Raw genomic sequence first — 24,208 nt, 5'->3', positions numbered from 1 at the left:
GCCCGCGTGCCCGTCCGGGCGGTGCCTGTCACCGCCACGTCGTAGGCTGGGTGAACCCGGCCCGTTCCACGTGTCGGGTGGTCCGCGTTCGCCCCCGAGGGCGCGCGACCGGGCGGGTCCGGCCCGGCTCCGGCGCTGTTCGGGGCGGGGTGGCGGAAGGCTCCGGCCAGGTGCCTTCGCCGTGCGGCCCGGTCCGTGCCCGCGTGCCGTCCTGCCGGCATCCGTCCCCGTCCGCGTCCCCGTCTCCTGTCCGCCCGTCCCCGTCCACTCACTCCGCACCGCCTGCCCCTTCCTCCCGGACGCTCCCGGTCGGAAAACCTGAGGAATCTGATGAGCCTGAACGGTCTGGTCGACATCGTCGTCGAGGATGCCGCCCTCGCCGAGGCGGTCGAGGCGGCCGCCTCCGGTGCCCGCCCCCACGTGGATCTGGTCGGGCCGCCGGCCGCCCGCCCGCTCGCCATCGCCGCGCTCGCCGCCCGCGCCGGGCGGACCGTCCTCGCGGTGACCGCGACCGGCCGGGAGGCCGAGGACCTGGCCGCCGCGCTGCGTACCCTGCTGGAGCCGGACTCGGTGGCGGAGTTCCCGTCGTGGGAGACGCTGCCGCACGAACGGCTCTCCCCGCGCAGCGACACCGTCGGCCGCCGCCTGGCGGTGCTGCGGCGGCTGGCCCACCCCTCCGCCGGCGATGTCGCGGCCGGTCCTGTGCGGGTCGTCGTGGCGCCGGTGCGCTCGGTGCTCCAGCCGCAGGTCAAGGGGCTGGGCGACCTGGAGCCGGTGGCCCTGGCCGGCGGCCAGAGCGCCGACCTGGGGGAGGTCGTCGAGAAGCTGGCGGCCGCCGCGTACGCGCGGGTCGAGCTGGTGGAGAAGCGCGGCGAGTTCGCGGTGCGCGGCGGCATCCTCGACGTGTTCCCGCCCACCGAGGAGCACCCGCTGCGGATCGAGTTCTGGGGCGACGAGGTCGAGGAGATCAGGTACTTCAAGGTCGCCGACCAGCGCTCCCTCGAAGTCGCCGAGCACGGCCTGTGGGCGCCGCCCTGCCGCGAGCTGCTGCTGACCCCCGACGTCCGGGCGCGCGCCGCGGAGCTGGCCGCCGCCCACCCGGAGCTGGACGAGCTGCTCGGCAAGATCGCCGAGGGCATCGCCGTCGAGGGCATGGAGTCCCTGGCGCCGGTGCTGGTCGACGAGATGGAGCTGCTGCTCGACGTACTGCCGGCCGGCGCCATGGCGGTCGTCTGCGACCCGGAGCGGGTACGCACCCGGGCCGCCGACCTGGTGGCCACCTCGCGGGAGTTCCTCGAGGCGTCCTGGGCCGCCTCCGCCGACGGCGGCCAGGCCCCCGTCGACCTCGGCGCCGCCAGCCTGCGCTCCATCGCCGAGGTGCGCGACCACGCCCGCGAGCTGGGCCTGCCGTGGTGGTCGGTGAGCCCGTTCGCCGCCGACGAGGCGGCCGGTGCCCCGGACCGGTCGCCCGGCCCGGAGCTGGAGTTCGGCGACACGCTGCGCCTGGGCATGCGCTCCCCGGAGCTCTACCGCGGCGACACCGCCCGCGCCCTGGCCGACACCAAGGGCTGGCTGGCCGAGGGCTGGCGCGCCGTCTACGTCACCGAGGGCCACGGGCCGGCCTCCCGGCTGGTGGAGGTGCTGGGTACCGAGGGCATTCCGGCCCGGGCGGCCGTGGACCTGCCGGCGGGGGAGCCGCTGGCGCCGTCGGTGGTCCACGTGGCCACCGGGTCGATCGAGCACGGCTTCACCGACCCCGTGCTGCGCGTCGTGGTGCTCACCGAGACCGACCTGTCCGGGCAGCGGTCCACCGCCAAGGACATGGGCCGCATGCCCTCCCGGCGCCGCAAGACCATCGACCCGCTCACCCTCGCCGGCGGCGACTACATCGTCCACGAGCAGCACGGCGTCGGCCGGTACGTGGAGATGGTGCAGCGCACCGTACAGGGCGCCACCCGCGAGTACCTGGTGGTGGAGTACGCCCCGGCCAAGCGCGGCCAGCCCGGCGACCGCCTCTTCGTGCCCACCGACCAGCTGGAGCAGGTCACCAAGTACGTCGGCGGCGAGGCCCCCTCGCTGCACCGGCTCGGCGGCGCGGACTGGACCAAGACCAAGGCGCGGGCCAAGAAGGCGGTCAAGGAGATCGCCGCCGACCTGATCCGGCTCTACTCGGCGCGGATGGCCGCGCCCGGATACGCCTTCGGGTCCGACACGCCGTGGCAGCGCGAGCTGGAGGACGCCTTCCCGTACGCGGAGACGCCCGACCAGCTCACCACCATCGGCGAGGTCAAGGCGGACATGGAGAAGTCCGTGCCGATGGACCGCCTGGTGTGCGGCGACGTCGGCTACGGCAAGACCGAGATCGCGGTGCGCGCCGCCTTCAAGGCCGTCCAGGACGGCAAGCAGGTCGCGGTGCTGGTGCCCACCACGCTGCTGGTGCAGCAGCACTTCGGCACGTTCTCCGAGCGGTACGCGCAGTTCCCGGTGAACGTCCGCGCGCTGTCCCGGTTCCAGACCGACACCGAGGCCAAGGCCGTACTCGAAGGGCTGCGCGACGGGTCGGTCGACGTCGTCATCGGCACCCACCGGCTCTTCGCGTCCGAGACCCGCTTCAAGGACCTCGGCCTGGTGATCGTCGACGAGGAACAGCGGTTCGGCGTCGAGCACAAGGAGCAGCTGAAGAAGCTGCGGGCCAACGTGGACGTGCTCACCATGTCCGCCACCCCCATCCCGCGCACCCTGGAGATGGCGGTGACGGGCATCCGGGAGATGTCCACCATCACCACCCCGCCCGAGGAGCGCCACCCGGTGCTCACGTTCGTCGGACCGTACGAGGAGAAGCAGATCGGAGCGGCGATCCGCCGCGAACTGCTGCGCGAGGGCCAGGTCTTCTACATCCACAACCGGGTGGAGTCCATCGACCGGGCCGCGTCCCGGCTGCGCGCCATCGTCCCCGAGGCGCGGATCGTCACCGCGCACGGGCAGATGGGGGAGTCCCAGCTGGAACAGGTCGTCGTCGACTTCTGGGAGAAGAAGGCCGACGTGCTGGTGTCCACCACCATCGTGGAGTCCGGCATCGACATCTCGAACGCCAACACCCTCATCGTGGAGCGCGGCGACACCTTCGGCCTGTCCCAGCTGCACCAGCTGCGCGGCCGGGTCGGCCGCTCCCGCGAGCGCGGCTACGCCTACTTCCTGTACCCGCCGGAGAAGCCGCTCACCGAGACCGCGCACGAGCGGCTGGCCACCATCGCCCAGCACACCGAGATGGGCGCCGGCATGTACGTGGCGATGAAGGACCTGGAGATCCGCGGCGCCGGCAACCTGCTGGGCGGCGAGCAGTCCGGCCACATCGCCGGGGTCGGCTTCGACCTGTACATGCGGATGGTCGGCGAGGCGGTGGCGGACTACCGCGCCTCGCTGGAGGGCGGCGGCGAGCCGGAGGAGGAGCTGCTGGAGGTGAAGATCGAGCTGCCGGTGGACGCCCACGTCCCGCACGACTACGCGCCCGGCGAGCGGCTGCGGCTCCAGGCCTACCGCGCGATCGCGGCGGCCGGCTCCGAGGAGGACATCGCCGCCGTCCGCGAGGAGCTGGCCGACCGCTACGGCAAGCTGCCGGAGCCGGTCGAGAACCTGCTCCTGGTGGCCGGGCTGCGCATCCTGGCCCGCAGGGTCGGCGTCGCCGACATCACCCTCCAGGGCTCCAACGTGCGCTTCGGGCCGGTGGAGCTGCGCGAGTCGCAGGAGCTGCGGCTCCAGCGGATCTACCCGCGCTCCGTCCTCAAGCCGGCGACCCGGCAGCTGATGGTGCCCCGCCCGGCCACGGCGCGGATCGGCGGCAAGCCGGTGGTGGGGCGTGAACTGCTCCAGTGGACGGCGGAGTTCCTGACGACGGTGCTCGGCGGCTGAGCCGGCGAGGGCGGGTGGCGACCTCCGGCGGGCGGCCTCCGGGGCGCTCCCCGGCCCGGGCGCCGGTCCGCCCCCCGTCGGCCGACTCCCTTCCGTCCTTGGGCCGGCGCGTTAGTGTGCCGGTGTGACGATCACCGGAACCGGGACGAACATTCGGCCGCTCGCCCCCGGCCAACGCGCCAGGCTGCTGGTCGCCGACATCGACGGCGGGGAGCCGCGGGTGGTCCACGAGACCGCCGGCACCGCCCTGGAGGCCCCCAACTGGTCCCCGGACGGCCGCTGGCTGCTCTACAACCACGACGGTCTGCTCTTCCGGATACCCGCCGACCCGGCCCCCGGGGACGGCGCCGGGCCCGAGCTGATCGACGCCGGCGGCATCACCGACGCCAACAACGACCACGTGATCTCGCCCGACGGCGCCACCATCTACCTGTCGGCCGGCGACGGCCACATCCACGCCGTCCCCTTCGGGGGCGGTGCCGCCCGCCGGGTCACCAACGACCACCGGCCCGGGCCCTTCCGGCACTTCCTGCACGGTGTCTCGCCCGACGGCGGCACCCTCGCCTACGTGGGAGTGGAGCCCTGGAACGGGGACGAGTGGGGCTACCGCAACATCTTCACCGTGCCGGCCGCGGGCGGCCCCGACACCCGCCTCACCGACACCCCGGCGCCCGCCGACGGGCCGGAGTTCAGCCCCGACGGCGAGTGGCTGTACTTCAACTCCGAGCACGGCGCCGCCGCCCCCGGACACGCCCAGCTGTTCCGGATGCGCCCCGACGGCTCCGAACCGACCCGCCTCACGGGCGACGAGCGCGTCAACTGGTTCCCGCACCCCTCGCCCGACGGCCGGCACCTGCTCTACATCAGCTTCCCGCCGGGCACCCTGGGGCACCCGGCCGACCAGGACGTCCTGCTCCGGCTCACCACCCCGGACGGCGGCGGCCACCGCGACCTGCTGGCGTTCAACGGCGGCCAGGGAAGCCTCAACGTCAACAGCTGGGCACCGGACGGCCGCCGCTTCGCGTACGTCGACTATCCGACGAGCTGACCGTCCGGCCGGCCGTCCTGAGGAGCTGACGTCCTTGTGCGCCCGGACACCGGGCGCGGTCAGCCGGTGCGCTTGAGGACGACGTAGCCCTGGACGGAGGCGACCTGGCTGTACGCCGCCGTCGGGTGCAGCTGCTTGGCGTACGTCACCGGGTCGCCGGCCCAGCCCGAGATGTTGTCGATCGCGATGTACTGCGGGACGACCGTCTTGGTGTCGCCCACCCAGTACACCGTGGTGCGGTCCACCAGGTGGCTGATCGGCCCGACGTTCGCCTCCACGGTGGCGCCGTCGGGGATCTGGGCGAGGGCGTGCTCGATCGCCCTGGTCCGGGCGTCGACGGTGTAGGTGCCGGAGTGCGCCAGCGCGGCCAGCGGCATGGTGAGCGTCAGCGCGAGCGCGGCGCCGGCCACCGCCGCGGGCACCCCGGAGGCGTACGACCGCAGCCAGGCGCGGGGGCTGGTGCGGCAGGAGGCCGCCGCGTCCACCATGGCCAGCACCACCACCGGCATCAGGACGGCGCTGTAGTGCCAGTCGGTGCCCCAGTAGTGGTCGTCGTGGGAGACGAACCGCCAGCCCAGGGTGGGCAGTGCGGCGACGATCAGCGGCGAGCGCAGCGCCAGCAGGCCGCTGGTCGGCAGCAGCACCCACAGCAGGGTGTGCACGGCCGTCCACAACGGGATGTGGCCCGGCATGGGGGCGCCGTCGCCGCTGAGCTTGTTCCAGTAGTCGTAGCCGCCCGTCGAGTTGAACGCCGGGATGATCACACCGAAGGCCAGCGCCGACATGGCGACACCGAAACCGGCCAGGCCGATCGCCCAGGGGCCGTAGCGCAGCGCGTCGGTGAGCCGTTCGCGTGCCGGGGAGGTCGGGCCGTCCGAGGCCCCGCCGTCTTCCGGGTCCTTCTCGTGCCCGTCCTCGGAGGCGGCGTCCGGGCCCGCCTCCACCGCCTCCGCGGCGGCGTCCCGTTCCTCGCGGGTGCGCCACCACACGATCGCGCCGATCGCCGCGGCCGTGACGCCCATGTCCTCCTTGACGAAGACCAGCGGCACCGCCCACCACATCGCCGGTGCCCACCGCCGGCGCAGCACCGCCTCCAGCGAGAAGGCCAGCAGCGGCATCGCGAAGGCGATCTCGTGGAAGTCGAACTGGACCGCCCGCTGCACCCCCCACGACAGCGCGTACGCCACCCCGACGGCGAGCCCGCGGCCCCGCCCCAGCAGCAGCCCGGACACCCTGGTCACGGGGATGACGGACACCGCGAACAGCACGGCCTGGGCGACCAGCAGCGTCACCGGCGTCGGGAAGACCCGGTAGAAGGGCGCGATCAGCGCCGTGACCGGACTGAAGTGGTCGCCCAGGATGTTGAACCCGGGGCCCTTCAGGTCCGCCACCGGGGCGTGCAGGTGGGCGTAGGACTTCACGGCCTGCTCGAAGATCCCGAGGTCCCAGGACATCGTGAGCAGCTGCCGGTAACGGGTCACGGACAGTGCCGTGTAGGCGGCGAGGAAGACCAGCGCCAGGAGATAGGGGTCCAGTCGGGCGCCCGGCATCCGCAGCCTGGAGAGGGCGCCTCCGGCCTGCTGCCGGGCGTCGGCTCCGCCCTCGGCGGTCCTGGACTCCTGCGCCGGGAAGACCGCCTCGGCCTTCTCCATCGTCGTCCTCCAGTGGCAGCCGGGTCGGGGTCTGCCGGAAAAGATACGGGACGAGGCTGTCGTGGTGGGACCCGTGAGACCGCGCGGCGGCACTCGGGCGGCAGCGGAGGGTGGGCCGCCGGGCGGTACGTGCGCGGGCGCTCCGCCCCGAGGGGCGCGGGGCGGGCGCCGCCGGGCCGGTCCGCGCGGGCTCCGCGGCGGCCCGCGCGGACCGCGGGCGAAGTTGTCCACAGGCTGTGCGGGATGGCGGGTGCGGACCCCCGCCGGGCCGCTAGGCTCGCCGTGCGTCGTGACGGTGGCCGCTCGGGAGGGCCGTCTGCGCGCCGCCGCGGCCCGTCCGGTTCCTCCTCCGGGAGTCGGCTTCCGGACGGCCGCTGATCCGTCCGCCCAAACCCGCGACGCGTTCACGACGCACTGCCCCGGAACCCGGCTGAACCGTCCGAACCGGCTCGACCGCCGTCCGCAGCCCAGATGATCTCGCCTGACTCGTATGATCGTATGGCTCATCTGACTCGTCCGACTCGGTCCGGCACTCCGTCGGGGACGCGGCGCCGCATCGGCCATGTCCCGCTGTCGACGGGGGAGCGGGCCGCCGTCCGGCAGATTCCGGTCCCGCTGGTGTCCGACGCGGAGCGCGTGCACGGGCCGCACCACCCGTTCACCTCCGAACTCCGCCGTACTCTCGCCTGGTTGGGGCAGGTTCAGAGTCAGTGACACCGAAGGGACGGGGCGCGACACCCGCGCCCCGCAGACAGATCCGAGGTGCGGTGATGGACAGGCTGACACCGACAACCCCCGCGCGTCCGGCGGCACTCGCGGCACTCGCGGCGCCCGCGGCGCCCGCCGGGACCGCCGGGACCGACGCGGCCACGACCGGACGTCCGCGCGTCCGGTACCGCCGGAAGGAGGCGGCCGGCGCCGGCCGCGGCCGCCGCGGCCCGGTGCCCCGGCCGCTCGTCCTCGCGACCACCGCGATGCTCGGTGCCTCGCTCCTGCTGACCGGGTGCAAGGACGTCCACGTGCGCGTCAGCGGCGCGCCCTCCGAGTCGGCCGTCCAAGCCGCGCCCGACGGCCACGCCGTGAGCCCGCTGGACGATCCCGACGGGACGAAGGCCGGGCTCGCGGCGATCACCTCGTCCGCGGACCAGGCCAGGGCCCGGTCGCTGATCCAGAAGGTGGCCACGAAGGGACGCGGCCCGAAGACCGGCTACACCCGCGACGAGTTCGGCTACGCGTGGATGGACTCGGCACCGGGCGACATCCCGTTCGCGCACAACGGCTGCGACACGCGGAACGACCTGCTCAAACGGGACGGGCTGGACGTCCACTACCGCAGCGGCTCGAACTGCGTCGTGTCCACCATGACGCTCCACGACCCCTACACCGGCAAGACGATCGACTGGAGCAAGACCCACGCCACCACCGTCCAGATCGACCACGTGATGCCGCTCTCCTACGACTGGCAGCTGGGTGCCGCGCACTGGACGAAGGGCAAGCGGGAGGACATCGCCAACGACCCGCTCAACCTGATCCCGGTCGACGGCTCGATGAACGAGTCCAAGAGCGACTCGGGCCCCGCGACCTGGCTGCCCCCCAACAAGCAGATCCGCTGCTCCTACGCGGTGCGCGTCGCCCAGGTGTCGCTGAAGTACGACCTCCCGGTGACGGCGGCCGACAAGCAGGCGATGCTCGGGCAGTGCGGCGGGTGACGCCGGCCGCCGGCGGAGTCCGGCCGGCGGACGAGAACCGGCCCGCCGGCCCGGCACCAGGCCCGGCGTCGGATACCGGGCCTGAGCGGTCGGCCCCAGCAGGGGCGCGGAGCCGGCCCGGGCACCGCCCGCCGGGCCGCGCGGCACCCTTCGGGCGTCACCCGGGAGGATTCGGCACGTGCCGAGTGCTGGATCTCCGCGGGTCGGGGTCAATATCCTCGTGACGGCTCGTCCACCGTCAGCACGCGAGGCTAGTTTTCCCCGCCGGGAGGCACCATGGTCCGCCGTCGCACCGCCGCCGTCTCGATCGCCGCAGCCGCGCTGCTGCTGGCGTCCCCCGCACTGACCGCGTGCGGCTCGGGGCCGGAGCGCTCCGGGGCGGCGGCCGTCGTGGGCGACCACCGCATCACCATCTCCACCCTCCAGACGCAGGTGGGCGACCTGCGGTCGGCGGCGAAGTCCGACCCGCAGGTGGCGCAGGCGATGGACAGCACCTCGCAGCTGCCCTCCCACGTGCTCAGCAGCCTGGTGCAGGACGAGGTGTTCGCCAGGGCCGCGGCCGACGCCGGCGTGACCGTCACCGCCGGCGAGGTGGACCAGGAGCGGAACGCGGTCTACCAGCAGTTCGGCGGCCGGCAGCAGTTCGAGCAGCAGATGCTGGGCCAGGGCATCGCGCCCGGCCGGCTGGACACCGTCCTGCGCGACCAGGTCGTCTTCGCCAAGCTCGCCACCGCCCTGGGCTACCAGCCCGGCAGTGACGGTGCCGAGGCCGCCGTCGACAAGGCCCTGGACAAGACCGCGGGCGGCCTGCACGTGCGGATCAACCCCCGCTACGGCACCTGGAACGCGAAGACCGCCTCCGTCGGCCCGGACAAGCAGCCGTGGCTGGTCACCAAGACGCAGGTCGCCGCGGCGGGCGACGGCAGCGGCGCGGCCGCCACCGGGATCGCCTGACCGGCGCGCCACCCGGTCGGGGTACGTTCGAGGGGTGAACCACGAGGACGACGCGCACGACGCGCACGCGGCAGCCCCCGGACGCCTGGTGCTGCTCACCACGAGCCACCGGGTGGCTCCCGGCCTGCTGTCCTTCGCGGCCTGGCAGGTGCTGCGGGAGGCCGACCGGGTGCTGTGCCCCGACCCCGGCCACCCGCAGCTGCCGTACCTCGCCGAGGCCGGCGTCACGGTGGAGGCGGCCGACCCCACCGGGCAGGAGCTGGTGGACGCCACCGCCGGCGGCCGCACGGTCGTCTACCTCCCGCCGGACGGCGGCGCCGACCGCGCCGTCACCGACGAGCTGTCCCGGCTCGGTGGCTCCGGCCGGGTCGCCATGCCCGACCTGGAGCTGCTGCCCGGCTCCTACGACGTGCCGGGGGCGCACCTGCTCGACGCCGTCGAGGTGATGCGGACCATCCGCGACGCCTGCCCGTGGAGCAGCCGGCGCACCCACGAGGACCTCGCCCCGTACGCCGTCGAGGAGGTGTACGAGCTGCTGGAGGCGATCGAGGCGGGCGACCGCGCCGAGGTCCGGGAGGAGTTGGGCGACGTGCTCTTCCAGGTCCTCTTCCACGCCGTCGTCGCCGAGGACGACCCGGAGGCGCCGTACGGCATCGACGACGTCGCCGCCGGGCTCGTCGCCAAGCTCGTCCACCGCCACCCGCACGTCTACGGCGACGAGGTGGCCGAGACCCCCGAGCAGGTCCAGGAGAACTGGCTGCGGCTGAAGGCCGAGGAGAAGGCGCGCGACTCCGTCACCGACGGGGTGCCGGCCGCTCTCCCGGCGCTCGCACTCGCCGCGAAGCTGGCCGGCCGCGCCCGCACCGCCGGCCTGCCCCTGCCCGCCGCCCCGGCCGCTTCGACGGAACCGGCCGCTTCGACGGAACCGGCCGCTTCGACGGAACCGGCCGCTCCGGCCGCCGTGTCCGGTCTCGCCGGCGAGGACGCTCTCGGCGACCACCTGCTCGCCGAGGCCGCCGCCGCCCAGTCGGCCGGCCTCGATCCGGAGCGCGCCCTGCGCGACGCCGCCCGCCGCTACCGCGCCGCCCTGCGCGCGGCCGAGGCTGCGGCCAGGACCGCCAGCACTGCCAGCACCGCCGGGACCGCCGACGCGGACGCCGCTCCGGAGGACGGCCCGGACCGCGACGGCCCGGACCGCGACGGGCGGGACGGCTGACCCCGTGCGCGTCGACGTACCCCACGCCTGGCCGCGGGACGAGGGCGAGGCCCTGGCACTCCAGGACCGGCTGCGCCCGCTGGCCGACCACCGCGGTCCCGGGCCGGCCGCCCCGCGCCTGGTCGCCGGGCTCGACGTCGCCTACGCCGGCGACGGCCGGGGCACGGGCGACCGGGTGGCGGCCGCCGTTGTCGTCGTGGACACCGCGGAGCTGCGCGTGGTGGAGCGGACCACCGCCACCGCGGCCACCGGCTTCCCCTACGTACCGGGGCTGTTCGCCTTCCGCGAGCTGCCGGTGCTGGTGGAGGCGCTGCGCCGGCTGGAGGCCGTCCCCGACCTGCTGCTGTGCGACGGCCACGGGCTGGCCCACCCGCGCCGCTTCGGCCTCGCCTGCCACCTGGGCGTGCTCACCGGGCTGCCCACGGCGGGCGTGGCCAAGACGCCGTTCATCGGTTCGTACGACCCCGACGCCCTGGGCCCGGGCCGCGGCAGCCACGCCGACCTCGTCGACGGCGGCGAGACCGTGGGCCGCGCCCTGCGCACGCAGGACGGTGTCAAGCCCGTCTACGTCTCCACCGGCCACCTCGTGGACCTCGACACGGCCTGCGCGCACGTCCTCGCCCTCGCGCCGCGCTTCCGCCTCCCCGAGACCACCCGCGAGGCCGACCGGCTCAGCCGCACCGTCCTGGCCGCCGCCGGGGCCTGACCCCCGGTCACGCGCCGGCCCGCCCTTCCGCCCGCCCCTCGACGGCACCCCGCTGGGCGCCGGGGGCGCGGCGGCCCGCTTCCGCGAGGTCGACGGCCACGGGGAAGGGCACGCTCACCCTCAGCTCGCCGTGGTGGACGCCCGCGACGGCGTAGGACCCGGTGCCGGGGTCGAGTTCGTGGACGTAGACGACGGGGGAGCCGGCGTCGTCCTCCACCCGCCAGAAGTGCCGGATGCCGGCCCTCGCGTACTTCCGCGGCTTGATGGCGCGGTCGCGGTGCTCGGACTCCGCCGACACCACCTCCACCGCGAGCAGCACGTCCCCCGGCGCGTACGTCGTCTGCCGGGTGCCGGTACGGGCGTCGGGGGAGACGACCATGAGGTCCGGCTCCGGGCGGTCGCGCGGCCCGAGGGTGACGGCCCGCTCCCGGACGACGCGGAGTTCCGACGGGGCGTGCCCCACCAGCGCGTGCTCCAGCAGCCGCAGCACCGCCATGTGGGCGTACGTCTGCGGGCCGGAGAAGAAGAGCCCTCCGTCGAGCATCTCGGTGTGCGCCGGGAGGCCCGGAAGGTGGTCCAGGTCCGGCGCCGTCCACCCACCGGGCGGCGGTTTCGGCCACGTGTGGCCCGCTGGGTGCCCGCTCCCGGCCGTGCTGATCCTCGGCGCTTCCATGGTCCGGATTGTCCCCGCCGCCAGAGCCGCGCTCGGGCGAAAGTCCGAGCAGGTCCATCGAACGGGTGAAGGGCGGCCGGGCGGACCGGGGGCGGCGACGCGGGGGTGAGCCGGGCGGCCCGGGTGAGGGGGTGCGGGGCGAGCGGGCGCGGCGGATACGGTCGTCGGGTGAGGCAGAGCGCGGGCAGCGGGGAGAGCGGCGGTACGGGCGGCGGGGCGGCGGCTGCCCGGCGGGCGGCGGCGGGGCGGCGGGAGGGCCCGGGGAGCCGGCCCGCGTGCGGGACGGGGGCCCGGCGGGATGCCGGAGCTGTTCTCCTGGGAGTTCGCCACCGACCCCTACCCCGCCTACGCCTGGCTGCGCGAGCACGCGCCGGTGCGCTGGACCCGGCTGCCCAGCGGCGTCGAGGCCTGGCTGGTGACCCGGTACGCCGACGCCCGCGAGGCGCTGGCCGACCAGCGGCTGAGCAAGAACCCGGTGCACCACGCGGGTGAGCCGGGCGCGCGCGGGCGCACCGGCATCCCCGGCGAGCGGGGCGCCGACCTGATGACGCATCTGCTCAACATCGACCCGCCGGACCACACGCGGCTGCGCCGACTGGTGTCCAAGGCGTTCACCCCGCGCACGGTGGCCCGCTTCGAGCCGCGCGTGCGGGAGCTGACGGACCGCTTCGTGGACGGCTTCGCCGCCGAGGGGCGCGCCGACCTGATCCACGACATCGCCTTCCCCCTGCCCATCCACGCCATCTGCGACCTGCTCGGGGTACCCGCCGAGGACCAGGACGACTTCCGGGACTGGGCCGGGATGATGATCCGCCACCAGGGCGGCCCGCGCGGCGGCGTCGCCCGTGCCGTCAAGCGCATCCGCGCCTACCTGGTGGAGCTGATCCACCGCAAGCGCGGCGACCTCGGCGACGACCTGATCTCCGCGCTGATCCGGGCGAGCGACCACGGCGAGCACCTGACGGAGAACGAGGCGGCGGCGATGGCGTTCATCCTGCTCTTCGCCGGGTTCGAGACGACCGTGAACCTGATCGGCAACGGCATGCACACGCTGCTGCGCCACCCGGCCGAGCGGGCCCGGCTGCAGGAGTCGCTGGCCCGGGGGGAGACGGCGCTGCTGGAGACCGGAGTGGAGGAACTGCTGCGCTACGACGGGCCGGTGGAGCTGGCCACCTGGCGGTACGCCACCCGCGCGCTGACCCTGGGCGGACAGCCCGTGGCGGCCGGCGACCCGGTGCTGGTGGTGCTCGCGGCGGCCGACCGCGACCCGGCCCGGTTCGCCGCCCCCGACACCCTCGACCTCTCCCGCGCGGACAACCCGCATCTGGGGTACGGACACGGCATCCACTACTGCCTGGGCGCGCCGCTGGCGCGGCTGGAGGCGCGCACCGCCATCGCCGCCCTGCTGACCCGGCTGCCGGACCTGCGGCCGGCCGTCGAGCCGGCCGAACTGCGCTGGCGCGGCGGCCTGATCATGCGCGGCCTGCGGAGCCTGCCGGTGGAGTTCACCCCCGTTCCCGGCAAAGGACGGTGACGGCACGTCAGGGGCGTGATCACCACGTGATCCGTGCTACACCGACTTGTGACACGCCCGTCAACCCCGCTACGTTCTGCGGTCAACGCGAGGCACACACGCTCGCGGGACGCGCCGCGCCGCAACCGGGGCGGCGGCCCGGTCGAGGAGTACCCGGGCCGCGCCGGCGGGTCCGGCGGGCGCGTACGGCCAGAACGAAAGGCGACCGCATGCTCTCGTCCGGTACCGGACGGCACCGACGCCCACGGCAGGCCCCCGCGGCCGTGGTGACCGTGGCGACCGCCGCCGCGACAGGTGTCGGCATCGCACTCCCCCTCATAGCCTCCGGCTCCGCGCAGGCCGCGTCGGTCGGAACCTGGGACCGGGTGGCCGTCTGCGAGACCGGCGCCCAGTGGGGCGCGAACACCGGAGACGGCTTCTTCGGCGGCCTGGCGATGACCCAGGACACCTGGAACCAGTACGGCGGCGGCGCCTACGCCGAGCGGCCCGACCTGGCCACCAAGGACCAGCAGATAGCCGTCGCCCAGAAGGTCCTCGCCGACCTCGGGGCGGGCGCCTGGCCCGGGTGCGAGGTGGCGACCGGACTGATCGTGGACCACCGCACCCCGAGCATCGACACCGACGCCACCCCGGTACCCGACCCCTCGGGCCCGACCGGCATCCAGCCCAGCGGGACCCCCGCGCCGACCTCCTCGCCGACGGCCTCCCCGAGCCCGACGGCCACCGCGACCGGCAGCGGCACCCCGGCCGACGGCGGCACCTCGGCCGCCAGCGGCACCTCGACCGGCGGAGGTACCCCGTCGGCGGCCCCCACCGCGCCCGGGGCGACCGCGACCGACACGCCGGCCCCCGTCGTCCCGCCCGGCCAGATCGACGGCGCACCCGTCACGGGTACCTCGCAGGCCACCCCCTCGCCGTCCGGCTCCGGCAGCCCCGGCGCCCGGCCCGGTACGCCGTCCACCGGCTCCGGCCGCCACGGCAAGCCGTACGACCCGACGCGGGAGGAGCTCGCCGCTCAGGACCAGGAGACCCGGACCGAGGTCTTCTCGACCACCGGATCGGACGCGACGGTCAATCCGGTCAATCCGACCAATACGTCTACTGTGGACAAGAGCGGCGTATCCGGCTCTTCCGGCACCTCGGACTCTTCGGGCTCCGCGTCCAGTTCGTCTGATATCGGCACACAAGAGGGCGTTGACACCTATACCGTGGGGGCCGGCGACTCGCTCTCCGGGATCGCGTCCGCCCGTCACGTCGACGGCGGCTGGCGCCAGCTCTACGCCGCCAACCGCCAGTTGGTCGGCGACGACCCGAACCTCATCAAACCCGGACAGATCATCAGCCTGGGCTGAACGGGCGGCGCGCGACGGCTCGGAGACAAACCGGACGTATCAACTCCCGGCCGTCGCCGCCGATGTGACAAGCATCTCCGGGTCCCCTGTGACCGTCCGGGCGCGGAGCGCTCAGAGGCCCCCTTCCGACCTGCGCCGATGTCCGGCCGTCGAACCGGCGCCCGTGGTCGGTGCCCGAAAGGGGCATGTTTGAACAACCCCAGCCGGTGTGCTTAACGTCTTAGCGCTCGCCACAGCGGGCCCCGTCGGAGCGGAACGCCGAGTCCTGCCGCCGCCTCACGGGAACAGTCGACGCGAAAGCGCCGTAGGCAGGAGCGGGGGACCCAAGGTCTTTCCGCCGGACCGGCAGTACACCGCGCAGCGCAGGACAGCGAACGCCGCGCACCGTACGGCCCCCAGGTCCGGCTCGGGGTGAAGCCGAACGCCGCCGACGCGGCCCGGCCGGGCATCTCACGTCCGAACCCGACAGCTGACCTCGCAGGCGTCGGTGAGGGCTTGAAACTCATGGGTAAGCACAGTCGTGTCTCGAAGAGGTTTGTCCGCATCGCCACGCTGGCCGGTGTCGCCGGCACCGCGATCGCGGTTCCGCTGATCGCCTCGACCTCCGCCTCCGCCGCGTCCGTCGCCACCTGGGACGCGGTCGCCCAGTGCGAGTCGGGCGGCAACTGGCACATCAACACCGGCAACGGCTACTACGGCGGCCTGCAGTTCTCGCAGTCCAGCTGGGAGGCGGCCGGCGGCCTGCAGTACGCGCAGCGCGCCGACCTCGCCACCAAGGACCAGCAGATCGCGATCGCCGAGAAGCTGCTCGCCCTGCAGGGCCCCAGCGCCTGGTCCTGCGCCGCCGCCGGCGGCCTGACCGCGGGCGGCCCCGCCCCGGACATCAACCCGTCCGGCACCTCCTCCTCCACGGCCTCCACCGCGTCGTCGGCCTCGACGTCCTCCTCGGCCTCGACGTCGTCCACGACCACGTCCTCGTCCTCCTCCACGACCTCCGCCGCGTCGTCGTCCTCGGCGAAGACCGCCGCCACCCCGGCGCACAACAGCACCGCGATCCGCTGGGGCCACGGCAAGTACACCGTCAAGCACGGCGACACGCTCTCCAGCATCGCCGCCAAGCACCACGTGGCCGGCGGTTGGAAGAAGCTCTTCCAGCTCAACCACGACATCGTGAAGAAGGCCGACCTGATCTACCCGGGTCAGCACCTGCGCCTGAGCTGACCCCGCCCGGCCCGTGCCGCGGACCCACCCCTCCGGGCCCGCGGCACGGCGCCGGAAGGCGTCCCCCTCCGCCTGACCAGCGGCCGGGGCCGCCACCACGGGGCATCGCCCCGAACACCCCCACCCCCCGGCCGGGCGCGCGTGTCCTCGCGCGCCCGGCCGGCGTGTCTTGCGGGACCGGCCGCAGGCGGGGTCCACCCGCACCGGCGGGGCCGGGAAACGGCTCCGCGGGGGCCGGGGACACGGCTCCGCTGGGCCGGGAAACCGCCCCGCCGGGCCGGGAAGTGTCCCGCCGGGCCCGGAAACCGCCGCGCGGCCTGCTCCGGGCGGGCGGACCCGCACCGCCGTGCGGCGCAATCCGTCTCAGGGGCCGGGCCGCCGCCCGACCCTGACACCGATGCCGGTTAGGCTCATCCTGATACAAGGATGAAGACCGAGATGCCATCTCTGATGGACCTGAAGGAGACAACGTGCCGTCGATCGACGTCGTCGTAGCCCGGGAAATCCTCGACTCGCGAGGCAACCCCACCGTCGAGGTCGAGGTCGGCCTCGACGACGGCAGCACCGGGCGTGCGGCCGTTCCGTCCGGCGCCTCCACCGGCGCCTTCGAAGCCCTCGAACTCCGTGACGGCGACAAGAACCGCTACCAGGGCAAGGGCGTGGAGAAGGCCGTCCTGGCCGTCATCGAGCAGATCGGCCCGGAGCTGGTCGGCTACGACGCGACCGAGCAGCGCCTGATCGACCAGGCGATGTTCGACCTGGACGCCACCTCGGACAAGTCCTCGCTCGGCGCCAACGCCATCCTCGGCGTCTCGCTGGCCGTGGCGCACGCCGCCTCCGAGGCCTCCGACCTGCCGCTCTTCCGCTACATCGGCGGCCCGAACGCGCACGTGCTGCCGGTGCCGATGATGAACATCCTCAACGGCGGCTCGCACGCGGACTCCAACGTCGACATCCAGGAGTTCATGATCGCTCCGATCGGCGCCGAGTCCTTCTCCGAGGCGGTGCGCTGGGGCGCGGAGGTCTACCACACCCTCAAGGCGGTGCTGAAGTCCCGCGGCCTGTCCACCGGCCTGGGCGACGAGGGCGGTTTCGCGCCGAACCTCGGCTCCAACCGCGAGGCGCTCGACCTCATCATCGAGGCCATCAAGCAGGCCGGCTACACCCCCGGCCAGGACGTGGCGCTGGCCCTGGACGTGGCCGCGTCCGAGTTCTACAAGGACGGCCTCTACCAGTTCGAGGGCGAGAGCCGTACCGCCGAGCAGATGACCGACTACTACGCCGAGCTGGTCGAGGCGTACCCGCTGGTCTCCATCGAGGACCCGCTGTACGAGGACGACTGGGACGGCTGGAAGACCATCACCGACAAGCTCGGCACGAAGGTCCAGCTGGTCGGCGACGACCTGTTCGTCACCAACCCGGAGCGGCTGCAGAAGGGCATCGACAACGCCACCGCCAACGCGCTGCTGGTCAAGGTGAACCAGATCGGCTCGCTCACCGAGACGCTGGACGCCGTCGAGCTGGCGCAGCGCAACGGCTACAAGTGCATGATGTCGCACCGCTCCGGCGAGACCGAGGACGTCACCATCGCCGACCTGGCCGTCGCCACCAACTGCGGCCAGATCAAGACCGGCGCCCCGGCCCGCTCCGAGCGCGTCGCGAAGTACAACCAGCTGCTGCGCATCGAGGAGATCCTCGACGACGCCGCTGTCTACGCCGGTCGCAGCGCCTTCCCGCGCTTCAAGGGCTGACCCACCGCGCGGTTGACGTGTCAGAGCTGGGCGCGTCGCAGGCCGGGCCCGTCCCGGGCCGACACGTGACGGCTGACCCTTCGAGGGCCGGCGCCTGAGGAGCCGAGGCTCCAGGGCCCGGCCCTTCGCGGGCTGACGCCTGACCGCCTGGCTCCAGGCACGGGGACCCGCTCGTGGAGCGGCCTCCTCACGGAGCGGCCTCCTCACGGAGCGGCCTCCTCACGGAGCGGCCTCCTCACGGAGCGGCCTCCCCGCGAGCCGGGGCCTTCCGGTGGCCCGGTCTCGCCGCCGGCCCTGGGGGTCTTCGCGGGCCTCGGGGGCCACCCGCTCGTACGCCGCCAGGGCCGCGTCCGGACACCCGTCCAGGCCGACCCGGGCGGCGTCGCGCGCGCTGCGGCCCTCCGCGCCCGCGGTCCCGTACCGTGGGCGGGGACGTTCCGGCGCCGGGGCTGCCCTGCCCCGCGTCCGGGTTCCGGCGCGGCCGGACACCCGCCGGCCGGGCGGCAGAGGCGTACGGTACGGCGTACGTACGGCGTACGGTACGGCCACGAGTTGACGGCGGCGGGCCACGGCGGTGCGCCGGCACGGCGAGGGGAGCAGGCGCGTGGGGTCGGATCGCTTCTCCACCGCGGCCCGGCTGAAGGCCATCGGGCAGGAGGCGCAGGCGCGGGTCTACCGGGCCGCGGCCCGGCGGCCGATGCGCCGCAACCGGCTGACCGGGCGGGCCGCGCTGCTCGCGCTGGTGCTGTGCTCGCTCGTCGTCGTCCTGGCCTACCCGACCCGGCAGTACATCGCGCAGCGCTCCGCCATCGCCGACCAGCGCCGCCAGGCCGAGCAGGCCGAGCAGCGGGTGAAGCAGCTGCGCGAGGAGAAGGCCCGCTGGCAGGACCCCGCCTACGTGGAGGCCCAGGCCCGTACCTACCTGCACTACGTGCGGCCCGGCGAGACCGGGTTCACCCTGGTCGGCACCGCGGCCTCCGGCAGCCTCGACCCGGCGGCCGAGAACGGTGCCGCGGACAAGGCGGCGGCCAACCGGCCCTGGTACGCCAACCTGTGGGACGGTGTGGACCACGCCGACACGGCGGCGGAACCGCACCACTGACGGGCCGTCGCGGGCGGGCGCGGGTCGGCGCAGGCCGGCCTGGGGGCACGTCGCCGTGCGCGTCCGCCCGGCCCGCGCCGCCCGGTCCGCGCCCGCCCCGTCTGCCGCGTACCTCCCGCACACCCCTCAGTACCCGAAGCACCAGACGTACCCGAAGTACCCGAAGTACCCGAAGCGCCCGAAGCACCAGACGTACCCGACGCAAGAACGGCTCATGGACACCTCCCCGGAACACACCCCGCTCACCGAGGCCGACGTCGCCGCGGTCCGCGCCCAGCTGGGCCGCCCGCCGCGCGGCCTGCGGGCGGTCGCCCACCGCTGCGCCTGCGGCAACCCCGACGTCGTCGAGACCTCGCCCCGGCTGGAGGACGGCACGCCCTTCCCCACGCTCTACTACCTCACCTGCCCGCGCGCGGCCTCCGCGATCGGCACCCTGGAGGCGGACGGCGTGATGAAGCAGATGACCGCCCGGCTCGCCGAGGACTCGGAGCTCGCCGCGGGCTACCGCGCCGCCCACGAGGACTACCTGGCCCGGCGCGACGCGATCGGCGTGCTGGAGGGGTTCCCCAGCGCCGGCGGGATGCCCGACCGGGTCAAGTGCCTGCACGTGCTCGCCGCCCACGCGCTGGCCGCGGGGCCGGGCGTGAACCCGCTCGGCGACGAGACGCTCGCGATGCTGCCCGACTGGTGGGCCAAGGGCCCCTGCGTGGCCGCAGCCGCCGACCCCCTCCCGGACACGGGCAGGGACACGGACTCCGACACCGGTATCGGCACCGGCACCGGTACCGGTACCGGCACGGAAACGGACAACGTCGTCAGGGACACGGGCGCCGAGGCGGGTACGGACGCCGGCAGGGACCAGGGGGAGGACGCGTGAGCGAGCTGACCGGGCCGGTCGCGGCCATCGACTGCGGGACCAACTCCATCCGGCTCCTGATCGCCGAACCCGATCCGGTGACCGGGCTGCTGGCCGACCTCGACCGACGGATGCTCATCGTGCGGCTGGGCCAGGGGGTGGACCGCACCGGGCGGCTCGCCCCCGAGGCGCTGGAGCGCACCTTCGCCGCCTGCCGCGAGTACGCCGAGGCGATCCGGGCCCACGGTGTTCCGCCCGAGCGGATCGTCTTCACCGCCACCTCGGCCACCCGCGACGCCGTGAACCGGGACGAGTTCACCCGGGGCGTCCTGGACATCCTCGGGGTGGAGCCGCAGGTCGTCAGCGGGGACGAGGAGGCGCGGCTGTCGTTCACCGGGGCAACCAGCGAACTCACCGACGCGCACGGCCTGCACGCGCCCTACCTGGTGGTGGACATCGGCGGCGGCTCCACCGAGTTCGTGCTCGGCTCCACCGAGGTGGCCGCCGCCCGCTCGGTGGACATCGGCTGCGTGCGGCTGACCGAACGCCACCTGGTGGCCGACGGAAAGGTCGTCGACCCGCCCACCGCCGAGCGGATCGCGGCGATCAACCGGGACATCGACGCGGCCCTCGACCAGGCCGCCGCCCACGTCGGGCTGGACCAGGCCCGCACCCTCGTGGGGCTGGCCGGCACGGTCACCACGGTGGCGGCTATCGCCCAGGACCTGCCCCGCTACGACTCCGCCGCGATCCACCACTCCCGGATCTCCCTGGAGCAGGTCCGCTCGATCACCGCCCGTCTGGTGGCGGCCGACCACGCGGAGCGGGCCGCGATCCCGTCGATGCACGAGGGCCGGGTGGACGTGATCGTGGCGGGCGCGCTGATCCTGCTGCGGATCATGGAACGGACCGGGGCGGCGGAGGTCGTCGTCAGCGAGCACGACATCCTCGACGGCATCGCTCTCTCTGCGGCACTCGCCTCCGAGTGACCTGCTGATCCGCTGATCCGCTGATCCGCTGATCCGCTGGGTGAGCGGGCGGCCCGGGCACATCGTGTCCGGGCCGCCCGCGTTTCAGATGCCGCGGCAGCCGTCGCGCCGATCGCCGACTCTCGCCGGCTCTCGACGACGAGGATGACGGGGACGAGCTCGCCGCTTTCGACCTGGCAAGCGACGGGATGGTTGCCGACCCGGAGCCGGTAGCGGCCCGAGGGGCCGGCGGGTTCCTGACGTCGGCGTCCTCGCGGCTCGGACCGTCCCCGAGAGCCGTCAGCGCGGCCACCTCCCCGCTGGGGCAGGGGCCGGGGCGGTCGTCAGGGTGGTCGGTACGGGACGCGTAGGACGGCGGGCCGGTCCATCGCGCGCGGCTGCCGATAGGCCGTGGCCGGTAAGCGAAAGGTGGTCACCGCCGGCGTTCCCGTCGGGCGAGGTCGATGTGATCGGCCGGGCGGGTGCGGTATCCCTGGACCTGCGCACCGCGGTCTGCCGCCCATAGGGATGTACGTACCCCGCGTGTACAGGTACCCGGGCGCGCGGGCCCGGTTCACGTGTCCGGGTGGGCGTGCGCAGCCGGGAATTGGGTAAGCAAGCGCTCGGAAAGTAGCCCGCGTCACAGGGTGTGGCGGGTGACGCGCGGTGAAACCAGCGGGTAACTTCCAAGGGTTCGCCGGGCTCCTGGAGCCGGGTACGGCACGCGTCCCGTGTCGCCCCCGCCGTCCGCGGCCCGCCGTCCGCCCGTCCGCCGCCTCGACGAGGAGTGTCGCGATGCCCGAAGCCGTCATCGTCTCCACCGCCCGTTCGCCCATCGGGCGCGCGTTCAAGGGCTCGCTGAAGGACCTGCGCCCCGACGACCTGGCCGCCACGGTGATCCGTACCGCCCTGGACAAGGTGCCGCAGCTCGACCCGCGCGAGATCGACGACCTGATGCTCGGCTGCGGCCTGCCCGGCGGCGAGCAGGGCTTCAACCTGGCCCGGATCGTCGCCGTGCGGATGGGCATGGACCACCTGCCGGGCTGTACGGTCACCCGCTACTGCTCGTCCTCGCTGCAGACCACACGGATGGCGCTGCACGCGATCCGGGCCGGCGAGGGCGACGTCTTCGTCTCGGCCGGCGTGGAGATGGTCTCCCGCTTCACCAAGGGCAACTCCGACACCCTGCCCGACACGATGAACCCCGTCTTCGACGAGGCGCGGGCCCGCACCGAGCTGCGCGCCGCCGAGGGCGGCGGCACCTGGCACGACCCGCGGGAGGACGGGCTGGTGCCCGACGCCTACATCGCCATGGGGCAGACCGCGGAGAACCTCGCCGCCCTGAAGGGGATCACCCGCCAGGAGCAGGACGAGTTCGGCGTCCGGTCGCAGAACCTCGCCGAGCGGGCGCTCGCGGGAGGCTTCTGGGCCCGCGAGATCACCCCGGTCACGCTCCCCGACGGCACGGTCGTCAGCAAGGACGACGGGCCTCGGCCGGGCGTCACCATGGAGGGGGTCTCGGGGCTGAAGCCGGTCTTCCGGCCCGACGGCACCGTGACCGCCGGCAACTGCTGCCCGCTCAACGACGGCGCCGCCGCCCTGGTCGTCATGGCCGACACCAAGGCGCGGGAGCTGGGCATCACCCCGCTCGCCCGGGTGGTGTCCACCGGAGTCTCCGCGCTCTCCCCGGAGATCATGGGCTACGGCCCGGTCGAGGCGTCAAGGCAGGCGCTGCGCCGGGCCGGGATGTCCGTCGGGGACATCGACCTGGTGGAGATCAACGAGGCGTTCGCCGCGCAGGTCATCCCCTCCTACCGCGACCTCGGCGTCGACCTCGACCGGCTGAACGTCAACGGCGGCGCCATCGCCGTCGGCCACCCCTTCGGCATGACCGGAGCCCGGATCACCGGCACGCTGATCAACAGCCTCCAGTTCCACGACAAGCAGTTCGGACTGGAGACGATGTGCGTGGGCGGCGGCCAGGGCATGGCCATGGTCCTCGAACGGCTCTCGTAGCGGCCCTTCCGCGTGATTCCGCATATTCGGAACATTCCGTACATGCCGCGTGATGTCCGGGTGGTTCCACGCGGTCGGCGTGCTCGGGCGCACCGGCGCCCTGCCGGACCCGGTGGCCCCCGCGCGCCGGGGGCGGCCGCCGCGCGGGTGTTCGTCACCCGGTGTGGTGGTGCGACTCCGCGGTGAACGGAGTGTGACGCACATCGCAACGACGGCGCCGCTGGGCGGCGATTTCCCCGCGGGTGCCCTTGTTTGCCCAGGTCACGACGGGTTGTCGGGAAGCGGGTGCGGCGACGGGAAGGGTGGGTGGGCGGATCACCCATGACCTTCCGCACTGCGAAGGCCAAGGGTTTACCTGCAAAGTGATGTGAGGGGATGGTTTCGCCCGCCACTCTGGTGGGCAATGCTCGGTCGCATCCGTCGGGAGTACGTCAGTGAGTGCCAACTTCACCGTCCTGCTGGTCGCCGCGGGCCTGGCCGCGGCTTCGGGTACCGCCGCCCTCTTCACCGTCCGCGCCACCCGCCAGGAGCTGTCCGCCCTGCGGCGAGAGGTCGCCGGGCTCGGCGGGGACCTGGCCGCGGGCCGGGAGGACACCGCCGGGCTGCCCGGCCCCCGCGCCGCGGTGGCCGACATCCGCAGTGCCGTCGCCGAGGCGCTCGCCGACGAGCGGGAGCGCGAGCTCGCCGAGGCCCGCGCCTTCTGGGCCGAGCAGGAGGCCCGCGAGGAGGGCGACGGCCTGCCGCGCGGCCTGTACGGCGGCACGGGCGCGGCCGGCGCGTTCGGCGACTACGAGGTGCCGCCCGTGCTGCCCTACCTGCCCCGCCAGGCGGACTTCGCCGGTCTCGAACCGGGCGTCGAGGCCGCGGGCGCGGCGGCCGACCCGGAGGCGTTCGAGGTGACGCTGCCCGTGCCCGGCGCCATCCCGCACCCTTCCGGCCCTGACTTCGCCCCCGCTCCGGTGGTCGCCTCCCCGGACCAGACGGCGGACCGGCTCTCCGACCTCGCCGATGCCCGCATTCCCCTCAGCGACGTCCGTCCGGGCCCGCTCGGCACCTTGGACGTCTACGTGTTCGCCGACGGTACGACGCTGTGCATGACACCCGGTCACCGCGAGACCGCGCGCAAGCTCACCCAGGCGCTCGACCGGGGCGAGACGCCCTTCCTGCGGGGCGGGTCGGCCATATCCGGCGCCTACGCGCTGACCTTCGCCTACGGCGACGAGAGCGTCTACGTCCTCGCCGACCGCGTCGTCGCCTCCCTGTAGCCGGTACCGGCTGCCGCGCGGGGCGGTGCCTGGGCTGCCCGCGCCCGCGGTCGGAACAGCCGCCCGCGGTCGGAGAAAGCCCGCGGTCGGAACAGCCGCCCGCGGTCGGAGAAAGCCCGCGGTCGGAACAACTAGCGCGGTCCGCCAGTCAGTGCAGTCAACGCGGTCGGCCGGTCAGCACGGTCGGAGCAGTCGGAGCAGCCGGAGGCTTCGAGGCCCGGGCTGGGACCGGCTCCCGGGGCACGCCCCTCAGTGCCGAACGGCGCCTGTCCCGCC

At 74.2% G+C, this 24,208-nt stretch carries 16 protein-coding genes and 1 pseudogene; 15 read left to right on the top strand and 2 right to left on the bottom strand.

Annotated elements, in window-relative coordinates; all coding sequences use genetic code 11:
* Nucleotides 1-330 precede the first annotated feature (330 nt).
* Together mfd and BS72_RS12615 are read left to right on the top strand one after the other, a co-directional pair.
* On the top strand, nt 331-3,909 hold the full coding sequence (gene mfd, locus BS72_RS12620) for a transcription-repair coupling factor (protein ID WP_037910412.1): 3,579 nt from the start codon (nt 331-333) through the stop codon (nt 3,907-3,909).
* A 124-nt stretch (nt 3,910-4,033) separates the two neighbouring features.
* Nucleotides 4,034-4,957 carry a TolB family protein gene (locus tag BS72_RS12615; protein WP_198545881.1) on the top strand — a complete coding sequence of 308 codons (924 nt, stop codon included), beginning with the start codon at nt 4,034-4,036 and terminating at the stop codon, nt 4,955-4,957.
* Between the two features lie 59 nt (nt 4,958-5,016).
* On the opposite strand, the gene BS72_RS33985 is transcribed toward BS72_RS12615, so the two are convergent.
* Entirely contained in the window at nt 5,017-6,609 is a 1,593-nt protein-coding gene (locus BS72_RS33985; RefSeq protein WP_037910410.1) for a DUF2079 domain-containing protein, read from the bottom strand.
* A 974-nt stretch (nt 6,610-7,583) separates the two neighbouring features.
* Between BS72_RS33985 and BS72_RS12605 the strand changes: the two genes are divergently transcribed.
* From BS72_RS12605 to BS72_RS12590, 4 genes are all read left to right on the top strand, one after another.
* Nucleotides 7,584-8,318: an HNH endonuclease family protein gene (locus tag BS72_RS12605; RefSeq protein ID WP_107498929.1), complete on the top strand. Its 735-nt coding sequence runs from the start codon at nt 7,584-7,586 to the stop codon at nt 8,316-8,318.
* A 276-nt stretch (nt 8,319-8,594) separates the two neighbouring features.
* Complete coding sequence (locus BS72_RS12600; RefSeq protein WP_037910408.1) at nt 8,595-9,272, top strand: SurA N-terminal domain-containing protein; 678 nt, start codon at nt 8,595-8,597, stop codon at nt 9,270-9,272.
* A gap of 34 nt (nt 9,273-9,306) precedes the next feature.
* On the top strand, nt 9,307-10,488 hold the full coding sequence (locus BS72_RS12595) for a MazG family protein (RefSeq protein ID WP_063836058.1): 1,182 nt from the start codon (nt 9,307-9,309) through the stop codon (nt 10,486-10,488).
* Between the two features lie 4 nt (nt 10,489-10,492).
* Nucleotides 10,493-11,194: an endonuclease V gene (locus BS72_RS12590; protein WP_037910405.1), complete on the top strand. Its 702-nt coding sequence runs from the start codon at nt 10,493-10,495 to the stop codon at nt 11,192-11,194.
* A 7-nt stretch (nt 11,195-11,201) separates the two neighbouring features.
* On the opposite strand, the gene BS72_RS12585 is transcribed toward BS72_RS12590, so the two are convergent.
* The gene (locus BS72_RS12585; protein WP_051951051.1) at nt 11,202-11,867 is read right to left on the bottom strand and encodes a Uma2 family endonuclease; all 666 of its coding nucleotides are present in this window, start codon (nt 11,865-11,867) and stop codon (nt 11,202-11,204) included.
* A 298-nt stretch (nt 11,868-12,165) separates the two neighbouring features.
* On the opposite strand from BS72_RS12585, the gene BS72_RS12580 reads away from it, so the two are divergent.
* The 9 genes and pseudogenes from BS72_RS12580 to BS72_RS12535 all read left to right on the top strand — a co-directional run bounded on the left by BS72_RS12580 (nt 12,166) and on the right by BS72_RS12535 (nt 23,932).
* Nucleotides 12,166-13,401, top strand: a complete 1,236-nt coding sequence (locus tag BS72_RS12580; RefSeq protein ID WP_037910403.1) for a cytochrome P450 family protein — start codon at nt 12,166-12,168, stop codon at nt 13,399-13,401.
* Between the two features lie 272 nt (nt 13,402-13,673).
* A complete protein-coding gene (locus BS72_RS12575) occupies nt 13,674-14,753 on the top strand; it encodes a LysM peptidoglycan-binding domain-containing protein (protein ID WP_198545880.1) in 1,080 nt (359 codons plus the stop codon).
* 504 nt (nt 14,754-15,257) lie between these two features.
* On the top strand, nt 15,258-15,974 hold the full coding sequence (locus BS72_RS12570) for a LysM peptidoglycan-binding domain-containing protein (protein WP_037910399.1): 717 nt from the start codon (nt 15,258-15,260) through the stop codon (nt 15,972-15,974).
* A gap of 470 nt (nt 15,975-16,444) precedes the next feature.
* Nucleotides 16,445-17,725 (top strand): phosphopyruvate hydratase, encoded by a 1,281-nt coding sequence (gene eno / locus BS72_RS12565; RefSeq protein WP_037910398.1) that lies wholly within the window; start codon nt 16,445-16,447, stop codon nt 17,723-17,725.
* Nucleotides 17,726-18,329: 604 nt separating this feature from the next.
* Complete coding sequence (locus BS72_RS12555; RefSeq protein WP_037910393.1) at nt 18,330-18,827, top strand: FtsB family cell division protein; 498 nt, start codon at nt 18,330-18,332, stop codon at nt 18,825-18,827.
* 214 nt (nt 18,828-19,041) lie between these two features.
* A pseudogene (locus BS72_RS12550) lies at nt 19,042-19,560 on the top strand (DUF501 domain-containing protein); the annotation flags it as partial.
* A 140-nt stretch (nt 19,561-19,700) separates the two neighbouring features.
* A complete protein-coding gene (locus tag BS72_RS12545; protein ID WP_322942216.1) occupies nt 19,701-20,672 on the top strand; it encodes a Ppx/GppA phosphatase family protein in 972 nt (323 codons plus the stop codon).
* A 774-nt stretch (nt 20,673-21,446) separates the two neighbouring features.
* Entirely contained in the window at nt 21,447-22,667 is a 1,221-nt protein-coding gene (locus BS72_RS12540) for an acetyl-CoA C-acetyltransferase (RefSeq protein ID WP_037910390.1), read from the top strand.
* A 434-nt stretch (nt 22,668-23,101) separates the two neighbouring features.
* Nucleotides 23,102-23,932 carry a hypothetical protein gene (locus tag BS72_RS12535; RefSeq protein ID WP_037910388.1) on the top strand — a complete coding sequence of 277 codons (831 nt, stop codon included), beginning with the start codon at nt 23,102-23,104 and terminating at the stop codon, nt 23,930-23,932.
* Nucleotides 23,933-24,208 lie beyond the last annotated feature (276 nt).

This window comes from Actinacidiphila yeochonensis CN732 (assembly GCF_000745345.1).
Classification (GTDB): domain Bacteria; phylum Actinomycetota; class Actinomycetes; order Streptomycetales; family Streptomycetaceae; genus Actinacidiphila; species Actinacidiphila yeochonensis.
Note: the sequence above shows the minus strand (reverse complement) of the source record. Positions and strands in the feature narration are given on the sequence as shown.